Raw genomic sequence first — 16,784 nt, forward strand, 5'->3', positions numbered from 1 at the left:
CCTCGGGTTGTTTCCAAATGTGGGGGAGTATAGCCGAGGGCGGTGTTCCATTTATAAGACGGTTGCGCACCGCGTCTCATCCCGTAGGTAAAAAGCAGGGATTGGCTTTGGGCGGGGACTGTCGGCTATCGCGGGGGATTTGTGCCAGTGGTGATTTGGCAGAAAGGGGCCGTGGAATGGTCATTGAGGGGTGTGGTGTAGCGCAGTACGCCATCGCGAGCAGGCTCGCTCCCACATGGGGTCTTCGGCGAACACGGCATTTATGTTCGACTCAGATCCCCTGTAGGAGCGAGCCTGCTCGCGATAGCGGTTTAAGGCCTTACACAGAAGCCAACCGCACCTGTTTCTCCAACTCGGCCTTCAACCCCGGCTCCAGCTTGAGCTGACGCGCCAGCTCATCGAGGTAGGACTTCTCCATGAAGCTCTCTTCATCTACCAGCATCACGCTGGCGATGTACATCTCGGCCGCCATTTCCGGCGTGCTGGCGGCGCGGGCGACGTCGCTGGGGTCCAGGGGTTTGTTGAGTTCGGCGTGCAGCCAGTGCCGTAGTTCCTGATCGTTGTCGAGACGGGTGAATTCACCTTCGATCAGCTCGCGCTCACGCTCGTCGATGTGACCGTCCGCCTTGGCCGCCGCCACCAGGGCCTTGAGAATCGCCTGGCTGTGTTGCTCGACTTGCGCGGCGGGCAGGCGGTCGAGAGTCTGCGGCTGGTTTTTCGGGGTTGCGCCTTGCTGGGCCTGCCAGTTGCCATAGGCCTTGTAGGCCAGGACGCCCAACGCGGCGAGACCGCCATACACCGCGACCTTGCCGCCGACTTTGCGCGCCTTCTTGCTGCCCAACAGCAGCCCCATCGCACCCGCCGCCAAAGCGCCGCCGCCCGCCCCCGACAGCAGGCTGCCAATTCCGCCGGCACTCTTGCTCGGCGTGCCTCCGGTCTTGTTTTGCAACAGCTCCTGACCCGATTTCAACAGTTGATCGAGCAATCCACGGGTGTTCATTTGCGCCTCCGTAACAGGGTTTGTCCGGCTAATAAGGCCCCCAGCCTAGATCGAAAGTGCCCGGTGCCCGCCCGCGAGATTGCTTCCAGATGTTGCTTCGCCGCCCCTCACTTGCCGCTTGAAGCTCGCGGTTTGCAGCGGCTTTCAGAAAATTAGATATACACTCGACCAAATCGATAAAAACAGCCCACCGGGTGCCCTTCCATGATGACCTTGCGTCAGATCCGTCATTTCATCGCCGTGGCCGAGACCGGCTCGATCTCCGCCGCCGCGCAAACCGCGTTCATTTCCCAGTCCACCCTGACCCTGGCGATCCAGCAACTGGAAGAAGAGATTGGCGTCAGCCTGTTCAGCCGCCACGCCAAGGGCATGACCCTGACTCACCAGGGCCATCAGTTCCTGCGCCAGGCGCACCTGATTCTCGCCACCGTCGATAACGCCAAGCGCAGCCTGCAACAAAGCACCGATCAGGTGGCCGGGCAGTTGATCGTCGGCGTGACGAGCCTGGTGGCCGGTTATTACCTCGCGGATTTGCTCACTCGTTTCCAGCGCGCCTACCCCAACGTGGAAATCCGCGTAATGGAGGACGAACGCCCGTACATCGAGCATTTGCTGGTCAGCGGCGAGATCGATGTCGGCGTGCTGATCCTGTCCAACCTCGAGGACCGCCACGCGTTGCAGACGGAAGTCCTGACCCATTCGCCCCACCGGCTGTGGCTGCCGGCCCAGCATCCGCTGCTGGAACACGACAGCATCAACCTGGCCGACGTCGCCCGCGAGCCGTTGATCCAGTTGAACGTCGATGAAATGGATCGCAACGCCCAGCGCATGTGGACGGCCGCCTCGCTGCAACCACGCATTACCTTGCGCACGGCCTCGACCGAAGCAGTGCGAAGCCTGGTGGCCGCCGGCCTCGGGGTGTCGATCCAGCCGGACATGACCTACCGCCCGTGGTCGCTGGAGGGCGACATCATTGAAGCGCGACCGATCGCCGACCTGAGTCAGACCCTGGACGTGGGCCTGGCCTGGCGTCGCGGCACCGCGCGTCCGGCCCTGGTGGACCCGTTCCTGACGGTGGCTCGCGAGCAACCCCACGGCGGCCGCAAGCCATCTATTTAATCGAACGCCACCTTCAGTATTTAGTATTTGTCGACCTCGGGTCCGCGCACTAGTCTTGATCCATCTATATAAGACGGCCGGTCCCAGTCACAGGGAGCAACATGGCCATACAAGAAAAGAGAACCCGAAAAATGGCTGGCGCGCAGACCCCGCTGTTCACCGCGTTGTTGATCGATGGCGAATTGGTCGCGGGCCAGGGTTTTGTCGAGCCAATCCTCAATCCGGCCACCGGTGAAGTCCTGACGCAGATTGCCGAAGCCAGCACCGAACAAGTCGAAGCCGCCATCCTCGCCGCCCACCGTGCCTTTACCGACTGGTCGCGCACCACGCCGCAGCAACGTTCGAACCTGTTGCTCGACATCGCCAACGCCATCGAAAAAAACGCCGACCTGCTCGCCCGCCTCGAAGCCCTCAATTGCGGCAAACCGCTGCACCTGGCCCGTCAGGATGACCTGACTGCCACGGTCGACGTGTTCCGCTTCTTCGCCGGCGCCGTGCGTTGCCAGACTGGCCAGCTCAGCGGCGAGTACCTGCCGGGCTACACCAGCATGGTGCGTCGCGATCCGATTGGCGTGGTGGCGTCGATTGCGCCGTGGAACTACCCGATCATGATGGCCGCGTGGAAAATCGCCCCGGCCCTGGCCGCCGGCAATACGCTGGTGTTCAAACCCTCCGAACACACGCCGCTGTCGATCCTCGCCCTGGCACCGGCGCTGGCCGACATCCTGCCGCCCGGTGTGATCAATATCGTGTGCGGTGGCGGGGAAGGCGTCGGCAGCCATCTGGTCAGCCATCCCAAGGTACGCATGGTGTCGCTGACCGGCGATATCGTCACCGGGCAGAAAATCCTCCAGGCCGCGGCCAAGACCCTCAAGCGCACGCACCTTGAACTGGGCGGCAAGGCCCCGGTGATCGTCTGCAACGATGCCGACATCCAGGCCGTGGTCGAAGGCGTGCGTACCTACGGTTACTACAACGCGGGCCAGGATTGCACCGCGGCCTGCCGGGTGTATGCCCAGGCCGGGATTCACGACCGCCTGGTGGCGGAACTCGGCGCCGCGGTCAGCAGCCTGCGTTTCGCCGGCAAGCGCGACGCCGATAACGAAATCGGCCCGCTGATCAGCACCCGCCAGCGCGACCGCGTGGCCAGCTTCGTCGAGCGCGCCCTCGGTCAACCGCACATCGAGCGGGTCACCGGTGCGGCCGTTCATTCCGGCGCCGGCTTCTTCTACCAGCCGACCTTGCTCGCCGGTTGCAAACAGAGTGACGAAATCGTCCAGCGCGAAGTGTTCGGCCCGGTGGTCACCGTGACCCGCTTCGATCAACTGGAGCAGGCGGTGGACTGGGCAAACGACTCGGAATACGGCCTGGCGTCCTCGGTCTGGACCCAGAACCTGGACAAGGCGATGCAGGTCGCCGCGCGCTTGCAGTACGGCTGCACCTGGATCAACAGCCATTTCATGCTGGTCAGCGAAATGCCCCACGGCGGTCTCAAGCGCTCGGGCTACGGCAAGGACCTGTCCAGCGATTCATTGCAGGACTACAGCGTGGTGCGGCACATCATGGCGCGCCACGGACAACATCTCTGACTACGCTAATAACAAGCCGACAACGGCATGCTTCACCACGTTCAAAACTGCCCCGACCATAATTTAAAGAAGAGGGAATTCCCATGTTCGTGCACAAGACCGCACTGCTCAGTGCAATCACCACCGCGCTGCTGGCCAGTGCCTGTGTCCAGGCCGCCGAGCCGCTGAAGGCTGTCGGTGCCGGCGAAGGCCAGCTGGATATTGTGGCGTGGCCCGGCTACATCGAACGTGGCGAAAGCGACAAGGCCTATGACTGGGTCACCGGTTTCGAGAAGGAAACCGGCTGCAAGGTCAACGTGAAAACCGCCGCCACTTCCGATGAGATGGTCAGCCTGATGGCCAAGGGCGGTTATGACCTGGTCACCGCGTCCGGCGACGCCTCCCTGCGCCTGATCGTCGGCAAGCGTGTGCAGCCGATCAACACCTCGCTGATCCCGAACTGGAAAAACCTCGACCCGCGCCTCAAAGATGCGCCGTGGTACGTGGTCAACAAGCAGACCTACGGCACCCCGTATCAGTGGGGCCCGAACGTGCTGATGTACAACACCAACGTATTCAAGACCGCGCCGACTAGCTGGGGCGTGCTGTTCAATGCCGAAAACCTGCCGGACGGCAAGCCGAACAAGGGTCGCGTACAGGCCTATGACGGCCCGATCTACATCGCCGACGCAGCGCTCTACCTGAAGACCGCCAAGCCGGAACTGGGGATCAAGAACCCCTACGAACTGACTGAAGAGCAATACAAGGCGGTGCTCGATCTGTTGCGCGCCCAGCAGCCGCTGATCCACCGCTACTGGCATGACACCACTGTGCAAATGAGCGACTTCAAGAACGAAGGCGTGGTCGCGTCCGGTGCCTGGCCGTATCAGGTCAACGGCCTGGTGAACGAGAAACAGCCGATTGCCTCGACCATCCCGAAAGAAGGCGCCACCGGGTGGGCCGACACCACCATGATGCACACCGATGCCAAGCACCCGAACTGTGCCTACAAGTGGATGGACTGGTCGCTGCAACCGAAGGTCCAGGGTGATGTGGCGGCATGGTTCGGCTCATTGCCAGCCGTGCCGGCGGCGTGCAAGGAGAGCGAACTGCTCGGCGCCGAAGGCTGCAAGACCAACGGTTTCGACAACTTCGACAAGATCGCCTTCTGGAAAACCCCGCAGGCTGAAGGCGGCAAGTTCGTGCCATACAGCCGCTGGACCCAGGATTACATCGCGATCATGGGCGGCAGATAACACACACATCTCGTTCCCACGCTCCGCGTGGGAATGCAGCCAGTGACGCTCTGCGTCACACGCCGAAGCGGACGCGGAGCGTCCGGGGAGGCATTCCCACGCGGAGCGTGGGAACGATCATCAATGAAGATTTCAGAAGTCCAGGCAGGGCCGCTGCGACGGCCCTCGCCTTTTTGGAGCACCGCACCATGACGCTTGCAGTCCAGTTCACCAACGTTTCCCGTCAGTTCGGCGAAGTGAAAGCCGTTGACCGGGTTTCCATCGACATCCAGGACGGCGAGTTCTTCTCCATGCTGGGCCCTTCGGGCTCGGGCAAAACCACCTGTCTGCGCCTGATCGCCGGTTTCGAACAACCGAGCGCAGGCTCCATCCGCATTCATGGCGAGGAAGCCGCCGGGCTGCCGCCGTATCAGCGTGACGTGAACACCGTGTTCCAGGACTACGCGCTGTTCCCGCACATGAACGTACGCGACAACGTCGCCTACGGTTTGAAAGTCAAAGGCGTGGCCAAGGGCGAACGCCTCAAGCGCGCCGAAGAAGCCCTCGACATGGTCGCCCTCGGTGGCTACGGCGAGCGCAAGCCGGTGCAACTTTCCGGCGGCCAGCGCCAGCGTGTGGCCCTGGCCCGCGCCCTGGTCAATCGCCCGCGCGTCCTGCTGCTCGACGAACCCCTCGGCGCACTGGACCTGAAGCTACGCGAGCAAATGCAAGGCGAACTGAAAAAGCTGCAACGCCAGCTCGGCATCACCTTCATTTTCGTCACCCACGACCAGACTGAAGCGCTGTCGATGTCCGATCGCGTCGCGGTGTTCAACAAGGGCCGCATCGAGCAGGTCGATTCGCCGCGCAACCTGTACATGAAACCGGCGACCACCTTCGTCGCCGAATTCGTCGGCACCTCCAACGTGATTCGCGGCGACCTGGCCAAACAGTTGAGCGGCAATCCGCAGCCGTTTTCGATTCGCCCCGAACACGTGCGTTTCGCCAACGGCCCGCTGGCCAGCCACGAGATCGAAGTCAGCGGCTTGCTGCACGATATCCAGTACCAGGGCAGCGCCACCCGCTATGAACTGAAACTGGAAAACGGCCAGACCCTGAACATCAGCCAGGCCAACAATCAGTGGCTCGACACCAGCGCCCAGCACCAGACCGGGCAACGCATGACGGCGCGCTGGGCCCGTGAAGCCATGATCCCTCTGCACGACACCCTGGCGAGCGGGGTGTGAGATGAACACCATGGCTATCTCTCAAACCACGGCAGGCGGCTCGGCGCTACGCAGGTTTTCCAACCTGCTGTACCGTCGGCCGAACCTGTACCTGTCGATGCTGCTGGTACCACCGTTGCTGTGGTTCGGCGCGATCTACCTCGGCTCGTTGCTGACGCTGCTGTGGCAAGGCTTCTACACTTTCGACGACTTCACCATGGCGGTCACTCCCGACCTGACCCTGGCGAACTTCGCCGCGCTGTTCCAGCCCTCGAACTTCGACATCATCCTGCGCACCCTGAGCATGGCGATTGTCGTATCCATTGCCAGCGCCATCGTCGCGTTCCCGATCGCCTACTACATGGCGCGCTACACCACCGGCAAGACCAAGGCGTTTTTCTACATCGCGGTGATGATGCCGATGTGGGCCAGTTACATCGTCAAGGCCTATGCCTGGACCTTGCTGCTGGCCAAGGGCGGCGTGGCGCAGTGGTTCGTCCAGTACATGGGGCTGGAGTCGCTGCTGCATTTCGTGCTGGGCATTCCGGGCGTGGGCGGCAGTACCTTGTCGACCTCGCACCTGGGTCGTTTCATGGTGTTCGTCTACATCTGGCTGCCGTTCATGATCCTGCCGATCCAGGCCTCGCTGGAACGCCTGCCGCCGTCGCTGTTGCAAGCCTCGGCAGACCTTGGCGCCAAGCCGCGCCAGACCTTCATGCAGGTGATTCTGCCGCTGTCGGTGCCGGGGATCGCCGCCGGTTCCATCTTCACCTTCTCCCTGACCCTGGGCGACTTCATCGTGCCGCAACTGGTGGGGCCGCCGGGCTACTTCGTGGGCAGCATGGTCTACGCCCAGCAAGGCGCGATCGGCAACATGCCGATGGCCGCCGCGTTCACTCTGGTACCGATCGTGCTGATCGCCATCTACCTGTCCATCGTCAAACGACTGGGGGCCTTCGATGCACTCTGAAAAGGCTTCACTCGGCCTGAAAATCGCAGCCTGGGGCGGGCTGGTGTTCCTGCACTTCCCGATCCTGATCATCTTCATGTACGCCTTCAACACCGAGGACGCGGCATTCAGCTTTCCGCCCAAGGGCTTCACCCTGAAGTGGATCGGCGTGGCGTTCGCGCGGCCCGACGTGCTGGAAGCGATCAAGCTGTCGCTGCAAATCGCCTCCATCGCCACGCTGATCGCCCTGGTGCTGGGGACCCTGGCTTCGGCAGCGTTGTACCGCCGGGACTTCTTCGGCAAGCAAGGCATCTCGCTGATGCTGATCCTGCCAATCGCCCTGCCGGGGATCATCACCGGGATCGCCTTGCTGGCGACCTTCAAGACGCTGGGTATCGAACCGGGGATGTTCACCATCATCGTCGGCCACGCGACCTTCTGCGTGGTGATCGTCTACAACAACGTCATCGCCCGCTTGCGCCGCACCTCCCACAGTTTGATCGAGGCCTCGATGGACCTCGGCGCCGACGGCTGGCAGACCTTCCGCTACATCATCCTGCCGAATCTCGGCTCGGCGTTGCTGGCCGGCGGCATGTTGGCGTTTGCGCTGTCGTTCGACGAAATCATCGTCACCACCTTCACTGCCGGCCATGAACGCACCCTGCCGCTGTGGCTGCTCAACCAGCTCAGCCGCCCTCGGGATGTACCAGTGACCAACGTCGTGGCGATGCTGGTGATGATGGTGACCATGCTGCCGATTCTCGGCGCCTATTACCTGACCCGGGGCGGTGAAAGCGTCGCGGGCAGTGGCGGGAAATAAATCAATAACAGACAACAACTATCCCCTGTAGGAGCGAGCCTGCTCGCGATGACTGACTGGCATTCAACACTGATGTCGCCTGTCAGACCGCTATCGCGAGCAGGCTCGCTCCTACAGGGGCCGGTTTCAAAACAAGAACTGCTTTGAAGAGGACGATGTCATGCAAACCCAACTCCTGATCAACGGCCAACTGCTCGACGGCGAAGGCCCCGCCCAACCGGTGTTCAACCCGGCGCTGGGCAGCGTGCTGGTGGAAATCAACGAAGCCAGCGAAGCCCAGGTCGATGCCGCCGTGCGCGCCGCCGATGCCGCGTTCGACAGCTGGTCGCAGACCCCGCCCAAAGAGCGTTCGTTGCTGTTGCTAAAACTCGCCGACGCCATCGAAGCCCACGGCGAAGAGCTTGCCAAACTGGAGTCGGACAACTGCGGAAAGCCCTTCAGCGCTGCGCTGAACGACGAGATCCCGGCGATTGCCGACGTGTTCCGCTTCTTCGCCGGCGCCAGCCGTTGCATGAGCGGTTCGGCCGGTGGCGAATACCTGCCAGGCCACACCTCGATGATTCGCCGCGACCCGGTGGGTGTGATCGCCTCCATCGCGCCGTGGAACTACCCGCTGATGATGGTCGCCTGGAAGATCGCCCCGGCCCTGGCCGCCGGTAATACCGTGGTGCTCAAGCCGTCGGAGCAAACCCCGCTGACCGCACTGCGCCTGGCGCAACTGGCGTCGGAAATTTTCCCGGCCGGCGTACTCAACCTGGTGTTTGGTCGTGGTCCCACCGTCGGCAGCCCCCTGGTGACCCACCCGAAAGTACGCATGGTGTCGCTGACCGGTTCGATCGCCACCGGCTCGAACATCATTTCCAGCACCGCCGACACCGTCAAACGCATGCACATGGAATTGGGCGGCAAAGCCCCCGTGATCATCTTCGACGACGCCGATATCGATGCGGCCGTGGAGGGTATCCGTACCTTCGGCTTCTACAACGCCGGCCAGGACTGCACCGCCGCATGCCGCATCTATGCGCAAGCAGGCATCTACGAAAAATTCGTCGAGAAGCTCGGTGCCGCTGTCAGCAGCATCAAGTACGGCGTGCAGGATGACCCGAGCACCGAACTCGGCCCGCTGATCACCGCACAACATCGCGACCGCGTGGCCGGCTTCGTCGAGCGCGCCGTGGCCCAGCCGCACATCCGCCTGATCACCGGCGGCAAGGCGGTGGACGGCAATGGCTTCTTCTTCGAACCGACGGTGCTGGCAGACGCGCAGCAGGACGACGAAATCGTCCGTCGCGAAGTATTCGGGCCTGTGGTGTCGGTGACCAAATTCAGCGATGAAGCACAGGTGCTGGGCTGGGCCAACGATTCGGACTACGGCCTGGCGTCGTCGGTATGGACCGCCGATGTCGGCCGTGCCCACCGCCTCTCGTCGCGCTTGCAGTACGGCTGCACCTGGGTGAACACCCACTTCATGCTGGTCAGCGAAATGCCCCACGGCGGTCAGAAACTGTCCGGGTATGGGAAGGACATGTCGATGTATGGGTTGGAGGACTACACCGTCGTTCGCCATGTGATGTTCAAGCACTAAAAAAGCATCGCCTGTAGGAGCGAGCATGCTCGCGATGGACGTCAACGATGACGCGGGGTTCCTGATACCCCGCGGTGTCCTCAGGTTTTTCGCGAGCATGCTCGCTCCTACAGAGATGGCGTCACCTCGGTTTCAGGGTCGAAACCGGCATTAGGCACCACCAGGTTTCAAAGCCAACAAAACAACAATAACCACCGATCCTGGCGGCGCCCCCAAAGCCCCGCCACGGCATCGGACATCCGAAATCTGCCGATTTTCCGGAGAAAACACATATGAGTGCATCACCCGATCTCTCTACAGCCATTGCCGACAGCGATGCCGAGCAACTACGCAAACTGGGTTACACCTCCAACTTCAATCGCAGCATGAGCCTGTGGGAAAACTTCGCCCTGGGCTTCACCTACCTCTCCCCGGTCGTCGGGGTCTATACCCTCTTCGGCCTGTGCCTCGCCGCCGGCGGGCCACCGATGTTCTGGGCTTATCTGCTGGTGGGTATCGGCCAGCTGCTGGTGTGCCTGATCTTCGGTGAAGTGGTTTCGCAGTTCCCGATTTCCGGGGGCGTATACCCATGGGCCCGTCGTCTGGTGGGCAAGCGCTGGGCGTGGATGGTCGGCTGGATCTACTCCATCGCCCTGTGCGTGACCATCGCCGCCGTTGCGGTCGGCGCCGGCCCTTATCTCGCGGCGATGCTGGGTTTTGAACCGAGCAACAACACCAACATCGTCATCGCCCTGGTGTTGACGCTGTTCGCCACCCTGGTCAACCTCAGCGGCACCAAGGTGCTGGCACGCATTGCCATGTTCGGCTTCCTCTGCGAACTGGTAGGCGCGGTGATCGTAGGTGTTTACCTGCTGATTTTCGAACGTCATCAGTCGATCAGCGTGCTGTTCAACACCTTCGACATCAGCGTCGACGGCTCGTACCTGCCGGCCTTCCTCACCGCCTCGCTGGCGGGGATGTTCCTGTACTACGGCTTCGAGGCCTGCGGCGATGTGGCCGAGGAAACCCCGAACCCGAGCAAGCGAATCCCGGTGGCCATGCGCATGACCATCTACATCGGCGGTGTCTCTGCGATGTTCGCCTGCCTGGCGCTGATCCTCGCCGTGCCGGACATGCAAGCGGTGATCAACGGCACCGACAAGGACCCGGTAGGCACCATCCTCAACAACGCCTTCGGCCCGGTCGGTTCGAAAATGGTGATGGGCGTGGTGATGATTTCCTTCATCTCCTGCGTCATCAGCCTGCAAGCGGCGGCGAGTCGCCTGCTGTACTCCTACGCCCGGGACGAAATGGTCATCGGCAGCCGACTGCTGAAAAAGATCTCGCCTCACACCCAGGTTCCGGTCGCCGCACTGTTCGTCTCCGGCGTGCTGCCGGCGCTGATCATCATCCTCGGCTTCTTCCTGCAGGATGCGGTCGCCACCATCGTCAGCTTCGCCGCCATCGGCATCTACCTGGCGTTCCAGATGATCGTGCTCGGCGCCCTGTATGCGCGCATGAAAAGCTGGAAACCCAGCGGCAAATTCACCCTCGGCGCCTGGGGCTGGCTGGTGAACATCGGCGCGCTGGCCTACGGCATCGGCGCCATCATCAACATGGCCTGGCCGCGGACCCCAGACGCCGCGTGGTACATCAACTACGCCATGGTCCTGAGCACCGCCATCGTGATTGGTTTGGGCTTGCTCTACATGTGGATTGCCAAGCCGTATGACCACGGCTCGGCGCCTGCGGGGGATGCGTGGAAGGTTAGTCGGTAACCATTTCGTCTTCTGGTCAAACGCCCTGCCCGCAGAGATGCGGGCAGGTTTTGATAACGTCAGATGAGTTGCGGTTTCGAGAGCGCTTCGAATTCGTCCATGAGTAGGTGGATTTCGGTACTCGGGTTGGGCTCACCACTGATAACGACGTCATCAAGAATCCTCGGCGCCAGCGCTCTCGCCATTAGAAACGGCTCACCCAGCAGTTGAGCGAAACAACGGGTGCCTTTGCCCTTGTCGTACTGATCCATGTTGGGTCTCTCTCTCAGGCTCTTGACTACCAAATCACCCGGTGAATATTTTCCGACAGCTCTGAAAGGCTTTCGGTTGAAACCGAAGTGCAAGAGAAGCCAAAACTCGAAGCAGGGATACGACGCAATGACTCTGATCTTCGGGTGAGACTTGGCAATGCTCATCGCGCGTCCAAAGCAAAGGTGCGTATCGCGATCCAAAACACAAAATACTTTGTCGAAACTTTTTTGCCGGATAACGGCTCGTTCAACAATACCGCTCGGGTGCGTGACTCCGCAGTGAACAATTTCAACCTGCGCCTTTGCCCGAAAATGAAAGGCAGCGTCTTCCAGATACCGCCTCCCTGATTGACTGTCCTCACAGAGCACCAACACTTTAGGTTGAGGCTTGAATCGGGATGCCTTGCGATCAAATGACTTGCTCGACCTCGCCATGCTCAGCCCTGCCTTATCAGCGGTAATCCGCGATAACGACCTTCAAAGTAGCGCTTCTCCACATCCTCACTCTCCCGCCCCACAAAGTCATGAACAGAAAAAAGACTTGTGGCGCCATGAGCATCACGTTCAGCAATCCAGAACTGATCGCGACGCAAAATCTTTTCATTCATAAGATGCGTATCGTGAGTGGTGAAGATCAACTGAGTATCCAGACCACTGTCCAAATGTTTGCCGATCAAATCAGCAACGATTTCAGGGTGCAGGCTACTGTCCAGTTCATCGACACAAAGGACACCACTACCACCCGCCTGATTCATCATGAACCAGGGCAACCAAAAGCCGATCAGGTTCTTTGTCCCGCACGACTCCTCGGAAAAATCGAAATCCGCATCGCCCGAAGCACTGGTATGCGTCAGGGTCAATTTGTCCTTCTGCGCAGCTGCCAAAAAATCTTTCAACGTGAGTTTTCCATTCCGTTGAATCGAAACGGATTCGTGTGAGTTCAGTTCAATGGAAGACACCGGAATATCCAACGCACTCAGAAAGTCCCTCAGATCATTTTTGTAGTCCGATACCATCTGAAGAAACCTGATAGAAGCAGTCGACAACCCCATCATGTTGTTCTGGTCAACGACAAGAAGGCCGGTTTGAAACCAGCTGAACGGAGCTCGCAACTGACTTAGCTCCTCGCTGCTGTTCATAACGGCTTGCGCGAGAAACAGCATTTTGGGGCTCGTCAAACGCCGCCATGCACAATGCACCTCTTTGCCACCCTCCAGCGTTTTACCGAAAACATAGTGTTCGCCATCAGCATCGAAGTGGCGGTCATAAAGGAGCGTTTCTTTTCCTCTTGGGTACGCAACCAATTGTTCTTGAAAAATTCTTTGGCTGGTCAATCCGAGCACAAACCGATAGCGCAGCCCCGCTTGAATAAAGTTGTACTCAAAAACACTGGGGGCATCTTTCAATGCGCGATCAAAACGAAAAGGCGAAACCGGCAGCGGTTCGCCATTGGAGCCTGAAGGTATGGCCAGCAAGCGGCCGACTATCCCCATCGCCCGGATCAACGAGGATTTACCAGAGGCGTTCGGGCCGTAAATTGCAGCGACCTTCAATAGGTCAGGAAGCCTCTCTGAGTTCGTGGACGATGTGAAAAGGTTGCGCGTCTTGCTCAGACGAGGAGTCGCCGCCATGGACAGGGTTTGCCTGTCACGGAACGAGCGGTAATTGGAAACCGAAAATTCGATCAGCATGGAGAAAACCTGCAGTTAATTCCTTGGTTTCGAATAGATAAAGGAAAAACAGCGGATTGGGTGTCGTTTGACTGCACGCCGTGCAAAAACAGGAAATTCCTACAGATGCAGCCTTCCGGCGAAGACTCTCATTCCTACGACAAGCGTCGCCGGAGTAGACTTGGCGCCGCGAGCGCCTGACCGATAGGCTTTTCCCCGTCGCTGACAAATCAGCGACCCGGGGTCGAAGCCGGTAACTCATCAACATGGCGCATCCGCGCCCCCATATGAACTGGGGCATTGTTTTGCCTTTCAGTTTCACTCTATGGTGGGCCGTGTGGCGCGGGCCTCTCATGGCTTCCATGTTGAACGAGAATGTCCCGACTTCGAACGCCACACGGTCCGCCACCCAATCTGTCGAAGGATTAGTGGCGGCTCCTTTTTCAACATGGAGTCGAAAATGCACAAACACTCATCAAATCCGTCTGAAATTCATCCCTGCTTCACCCCCACCGCCTTCACACGCCACAACCGCTTCCTCCACGCTTTCATGCAGGACCATCAAGCCTGGTTCTGCGTCCAGGATCTTGGCCGTTTGATGGGAAAACCGCTGAACGAACGGCTCATCCAAAAGCTCGATCCCGATCAGCGTCGTCATGTCTGGTTGTTGAAAAACGGCAAGACCCTCGAATCGCTGATGGTCAGCGAATCGGGGGTATACGCGTTGCTGGTTCACCACTTCATCCCGGAAAACCGCAACTTGAGGCAATGGTTGAGTCACGAGGTGGTTCCGATGCTGCGAAATGCACAGACACCGGCGGTGGAAAACTTGCCGAGCCTGAGTGCCTTGAATTGGGCCGGCATTACGGTGCCTTTGCTGCATTACCAGCAACACGCGTGGATCAAATGGCGGGATATGCCTGATTTGATGCAGGTGCAGCGACCGTTCCCTGTTGTTGGCACCTGCAACTGAAGAAATCGACCCGGTCCCCTGTAGGAGCGAGCATGCTCGCGATGGTTTCAAGAACGCCGCGTACATTCAGAAAATACGCGTCATCGTTGACGACCATCGCGAGCATGCTCGCTCCTACAGGGGACCACATTCGAATGGGGCACTCTCATCATGAGCAAAACTCGTAACGCCGAACGAAGCGTCGTTGAAATCATTCCAAGTAACAGCTCGTATGCAGAAAATTACCCCCAGTTGATCATTCGACAATTGGCCCTTCGCCAAGCAATCGACCTCGGCATTGCCGACGCCGATGCAGGAAAATTGACCGACCTGACCACCGTAAAAGCCAAATGGCCCTCACGGTAGCCAGTTCTGCTCAAAACCGCGAAACACTCCTCATCGCATCCACCAGATACCGCATCGCTATCCGGTCACTCTCCGACAGCTCTCGATAGCGCTCCACCAGCTTCATTTCCTCGCTATTGAGCCGACGCCTTCGCCGCCCGATCCCCAGGCATGGAAAGATTCCCAATATTTCGGTGATGCCTTGTACTTTCGACATGGACGATGTCCTTCTCTACGTCAAAGAAAACTTCAGAAACCGCATCGCCCTCAATCCCTTTTCCGGCAGCGCCGCATGGCTACTAAACCGTACCGGCCCGAAGGGCATAAGCCGGTCATGCCCACAGAATAGAAATAATCCCGGCGCTGAAAAGCGGTTTTTAGAGTAATTAGTCAAAAAAAGCAGAAATGCCCTGTAAATCAGACCGGGCTGTCGGAAATGTTTCCAGACACGTCTTGTTTCATTCGCGAGCTAGCGTCTTGCCATCAACCATTTTTGCTCTGCAATCGAACGGTTTAAGCTATCCGGCATCTGTTTAAAGTCCGTCGCGTTTGGCCGAAGGCATGTCCGAACCGTAATTTCTGATCCAGTACGTGCCAGGAACGGCGCGGGATTGTCACGACAGGTTGTATTTATGCACCGCAGGAACTTGCTCAAAGCCTCCATGGCCATTGCGGCCTACACCGGTTTGTCCGCTACCGGCCTGCTCGCCGCCCGCGCCTGGGCCGCTCCAGGGACCGCCGATGGCGAGGCCAAGGCCTTCGACTTCGATGCCCTGAAAATCCAGGCCAAGCAACTCGCCAGCAACCCCTACCAGGACACCAAGCAAGTGTTGCCACCGACGCTTGCGACCATGACCCCGCAGAATTTCAACGCGATCCGCTACGACGGCGATCATTCGCTGTGGAAAGACAACAAAGGTCAGCTGGACGTGCAGTTCTTCCACGTCGGCATGGGTTTCAAGCAACCGGTGCGCATGTACAGCGTCGATCCCAAGACCCGCATGGCCCGCGAAGTGCACTTCCGTCCATCACTGTTCAACTACGAAAAAACCACGGTCGACACCAAGCAGCTGACCGGCGACCTGGGCTTTTCCGGCTTCAAGTTGTTCAAGGCGCCGGAGCTGGACAAGCACGACGTGGTGTCGTTCCTCGGCGCCAGCTACTTCCGCGCGGTGGATGCCACTGGCCAATATGGCCTGTCGGCCCGCGGCCTGGCCATCGACACCTACGCGAAAAAACGCGAAGAATTCCCTGACTTCACCAAGTTCTGGTTTGAGACTCCGGACAAGGACAGCACCCGCTTCGTGGTCTATGCCCTGCTCGACTCCCCGAGCGCGACCGGCGCCTACCGCTTTGATATCGACTGCCAGGCCGAGCGCGTGGTGATGGAAGTCGATGCCCACGTCAACGCACGTACCGCCATCGATCAACTGGGTATCGCGCCGATGACCAGCATGTTCAGCTGCGGCACCCACGAGCGCCGGATGTGCGACACCATTCACCCGCAGATCCACGACTCCGACCGCCTGGCGATGTGGCGCGGCAACGGCGAGTGGATCTGCCGCCCGCTGAACAACCCGGCCACCCTGCAATTCAATGCCTTCGCCGACAACGATCCGAAAGGTTTCGGCCTGGTACAGACCGATCACGAGTTCGCCAGCTATCAGGACACCGTCGACTGGTACAGCCGCCGCCCGAGCCTGTGGGTCGAGCCTACGACGCCATGGGGCGAAGGCTCGGTAGACCTGCTTGAGATCCCGACCACCGGCGAGACCATGGACAACATCGTCGCCTTCTGGACGCCGAAAAAACCGGTGGCCACCGGCGACTCGCTGAACTACGGCTACAAGCTGTACTGGAGTGCGCTGCCACCGGTTGGCACACCGCTGGCCCGGGTCCATGCGACCCGCTCCGGGATGGGCGGTTTCACCGAGGGCTGGGCGCCCGGCGAGCATTACCCGGAAGTCTGGGCTCGCCGCTTTGCCGTGGATTTCACCGGCGGTGGCCTGGACCGCTTGCCCGAAGGCGCCGGCATCGAGCCTGTGGTCACCTGCTCAAACGGCCAGGTCAAGGATTTCAGCGTGCTGGTGCTCGATGACATCAAGGGCTTCCGCATCCTGTTCGACTGGTATCCGACCAATGACAGCGTCGACCCCGTCGAGCTGCGGCTGTTCATTCGCACCAATGACCGCACGCTCAGTGAAACCTGGTTGTACCAGTATTTCCCGCCGGCACCGGACAAGCGCAAATACCCCTGATAGCGGATTGCGCCCCTGATCCATTCGGTTTTCCGAACGCGACCTTTGG

Annotated in this window: 15 protein-coding genes; 11 read left to right on the plus strand and 4 right to left on the minus strand. The window is 59.9% G+C overall.

The window, feature by feature from the left end; all coding sequences use genetic code 11:
• Nucleotides 1-319: 319 nt before the first annotated feature.
• Complete coding sequence (locus ABTV29_RS25580) at nt 320-1,000, minus strand: tellurite resistance TerB family protein (RefSeq protein WP_433767369.1); 681 nt, start codon at nt 998-1,000, stop codon at nt 320-322.
• A gap of 204 nt (nt 1,001-1,204) precedes the next feature.
• On the opposite strand from ABTV29_RS25580, the gene ABTV29_RS25585 reads away from it, so the two are divergent.
• The 8 genes from ABTV29_RS25585 to ABTV29_RS25620 all read left to right on the plus strand — a co-directional run bounded on the left by ABTV29_RS25585 (nt 1,205) and on the right by ABTV29_RS25620 (nt 11,259).
• Nucleotides 1,205-2,119 carry a LysR family transcriptional regulator gene (locus ABTV29_RS25585; RefSeq protein WP_110966601.1) on the plus strand — a complete coding sequence of 305 codons (915 nt, stop codon included), beginning with the start codon at nt 1,205-1,207 and terminating at the stop codon, nt 2,117-2,119.
• A 101-nt stretch (nt 2,120-2,220) separates the two neighbouring features.
• Nucleotides 2,221-3,708, plus strand: a complete 1,488-nt coding sequence (locus tag ABTV29_RS25590; RefSeq protein ID WP_433767370.1) for a gamma-aminobutyraldehyde dehydrogenase — start codon at nt 2,221-2,223, stop codon at nt 3,706-3,708.
• 83 nt (nt 3,709-3,791) lie between these two features.
• Nucleotides 3,792-4,943 (plus strand): putative ABC transporter substrate-binding protein YdcS, encoded by a 1,152-nt coding sequence (gene ydcS / locus ABTV29_RS25595; RefSeq protein WP_433767371.1) that lies wholly within the window; start codon nt 3,792-3,794, stop codon nt 4,941-4,943.
• A gap of 188 nt (nt 4,944-5,131) precedes the next feature.
• Nucleotides 5,132-6,169 (plus strand): ABC transporter ATP-binding protein, encoded by a 1,038-nt coding sequence (locus ABTV29_RS25600; protein ID WP_433767372.1) that lies wholly within the window; start codon nt 5,132-5,134, stop codon nt 6,167-6,169.
• A gap of 1 nt (nt 6,170) precedes the next feature.
• Nucleotides 6,171-7,118, plus strand: a complete 948-nt coding sequence (locus tag ABTV29_RS25605) for an ABC transporter permease (RefSeq protein WP_433767373.1) — start codon at nt 6,171-6,173, stop codon at nt 7,116-7,118.
• On the plus strand, nt 7,108-7,917 hold the full coding sequence (locus ABTV29_RS25610) for an ABC transporter permease (protein WP_110966596.1): 810 nt from the start codon (nt 7,108-7,110) through the stop codon (nt 7,915-7,917). The genes ABTV29_RS25605 and ABTV29_RS25610 overlap by 11 nt, the downstream gene beginning before the upstream one ends.
• A gap of 160 nt (nt 7,918-8,077) precedes the next feature.
• Complete coding sequence (locus ABTV29_RS25615) at nt 8,078-9,502, plus strand: gamma-aminobutyraldehyde dehydrogenase (RefSeq protein ID WP_433767374.1); 1,425 nt, start codon at nt 8,078-8,080, stop codon at nt 9,500-9,502.
• Nucleotides 9,503-9,774: 272 nt separating this feature from the next.
• On the plus strand, nt 9,775-11,259 hold the full coding sequence (locus ABTV29_RS25620; protein WP_433767375.1) for an APC family permease: 1,485 nt from the start codon (nt 9,775-9,777) through the stop codon (nt 11,257-11,259).
• Between the two features lie 59 nt (nt 11,260-11,318).
• Here the strand turns inward: ABTV29_RS25620 and ABTV29_RS25625 are convergent, their stop codons facing one another.
• Together ABTV29_RS25625 and ABTV29_RS25630 are read right to left on the minus strand one after the other, a co-directional pair.
• Nucleotides 11,319-11,945 carry an RloB family protein gene (locus tag ABTV29_RS25625; RefSeq protein ID WP_433767376.1) on the minus strand — a complete coding sequence of 209 codons (627 nt, stop codon included), beginning with the start codon at nt 11,943-11,945 and terminating at the stop codon, nt 11,319-11,321.
• Nucleotides 11,946-11,947: 2 nt separating this feature from the next.
• On the minus strand, nt 11,948-13,201 hold the full coding sequence (locus tag ABTV29_RS25630) for an AAA family ATPase (protein WP_433767377.1): 1,254 nt from the start codon (nt 13,199-13,201) through the stop codon (nt 11,948-11,950).
• 439 nt (nt 13,202-13,640) lie between these two features.
• Between ABTV29_RS25630 and ABTV29_RS25635 the strand changes: the two genes are divergently transcribed.
• Nucleotides 13,641-14,153 carry a BRO-N domain-containing protein gene (locus ABTV29_RS25635; protein ID WP_433772017.1) on the plus strand — a complete coding sequence of 171 codons (513 nt, stop codon included), beginning with the start codon at nt 13,641-13,643 and terminating at the stop codon, nt 14,151-14,153.
• Between the two features lie 150 nt (nt 14,154-14,303).
• Entirely contained in the window at nt 14,304-14,498 is a 195-nt protein-coding gene (locus ABTV29_RS25640; protein WP_433767378.1) for a hypothetical protein, read from the plus strand.
• Between the two features lie 10 nt (nt 14,499-14,508).
• On the opposite strand, the gene ABTV29_RS25645 is transcribed toward ABTV29_RS25640, so the two are convergent.
• Nucleotides 14,509-14,694 carry a hypothetical protein gene (locus ABTV29_RS25645; protein WP_433767379.1) on the minus strand — a complete coding sequence of 62 codons (186 nt, stop codon included), beginning with the start codon at nt 14,692-14,694 and terminating at the stop codon, nt 14,509-14,511.
• Nucleotides 14,695-15,109: 415 nt separating this feature from the next.
• Between ABTV29_RS25645 and ABTV29_RS25650 the strand changes: the two genes are divergently transcribed.
• On the plus strand, nt 15,110-16,735 hold the full coding sequence (locus tag ABTV29_RS25650; RefSeq protein WP_433767380.1) for a glucan biosynthesis protein D: 1,626 nt from the start codon (nt 15,110-15,112) through the stop codon (nt 16,733-16,735).
• Nucleotides 16,736-16,784 lie beyond the last annotated feature (49 nt).

The organism is Pseudomonas putida (genome assembly GCF_050989985.1).
GTDB classification, from domain to species: Bacteria; Pseudomonadota; Gammaproteobacteria; order Pseudomonadales; family Pseudomonadaceae; genus Aquipseudomonas; species Aquipseudomonas putida_AI.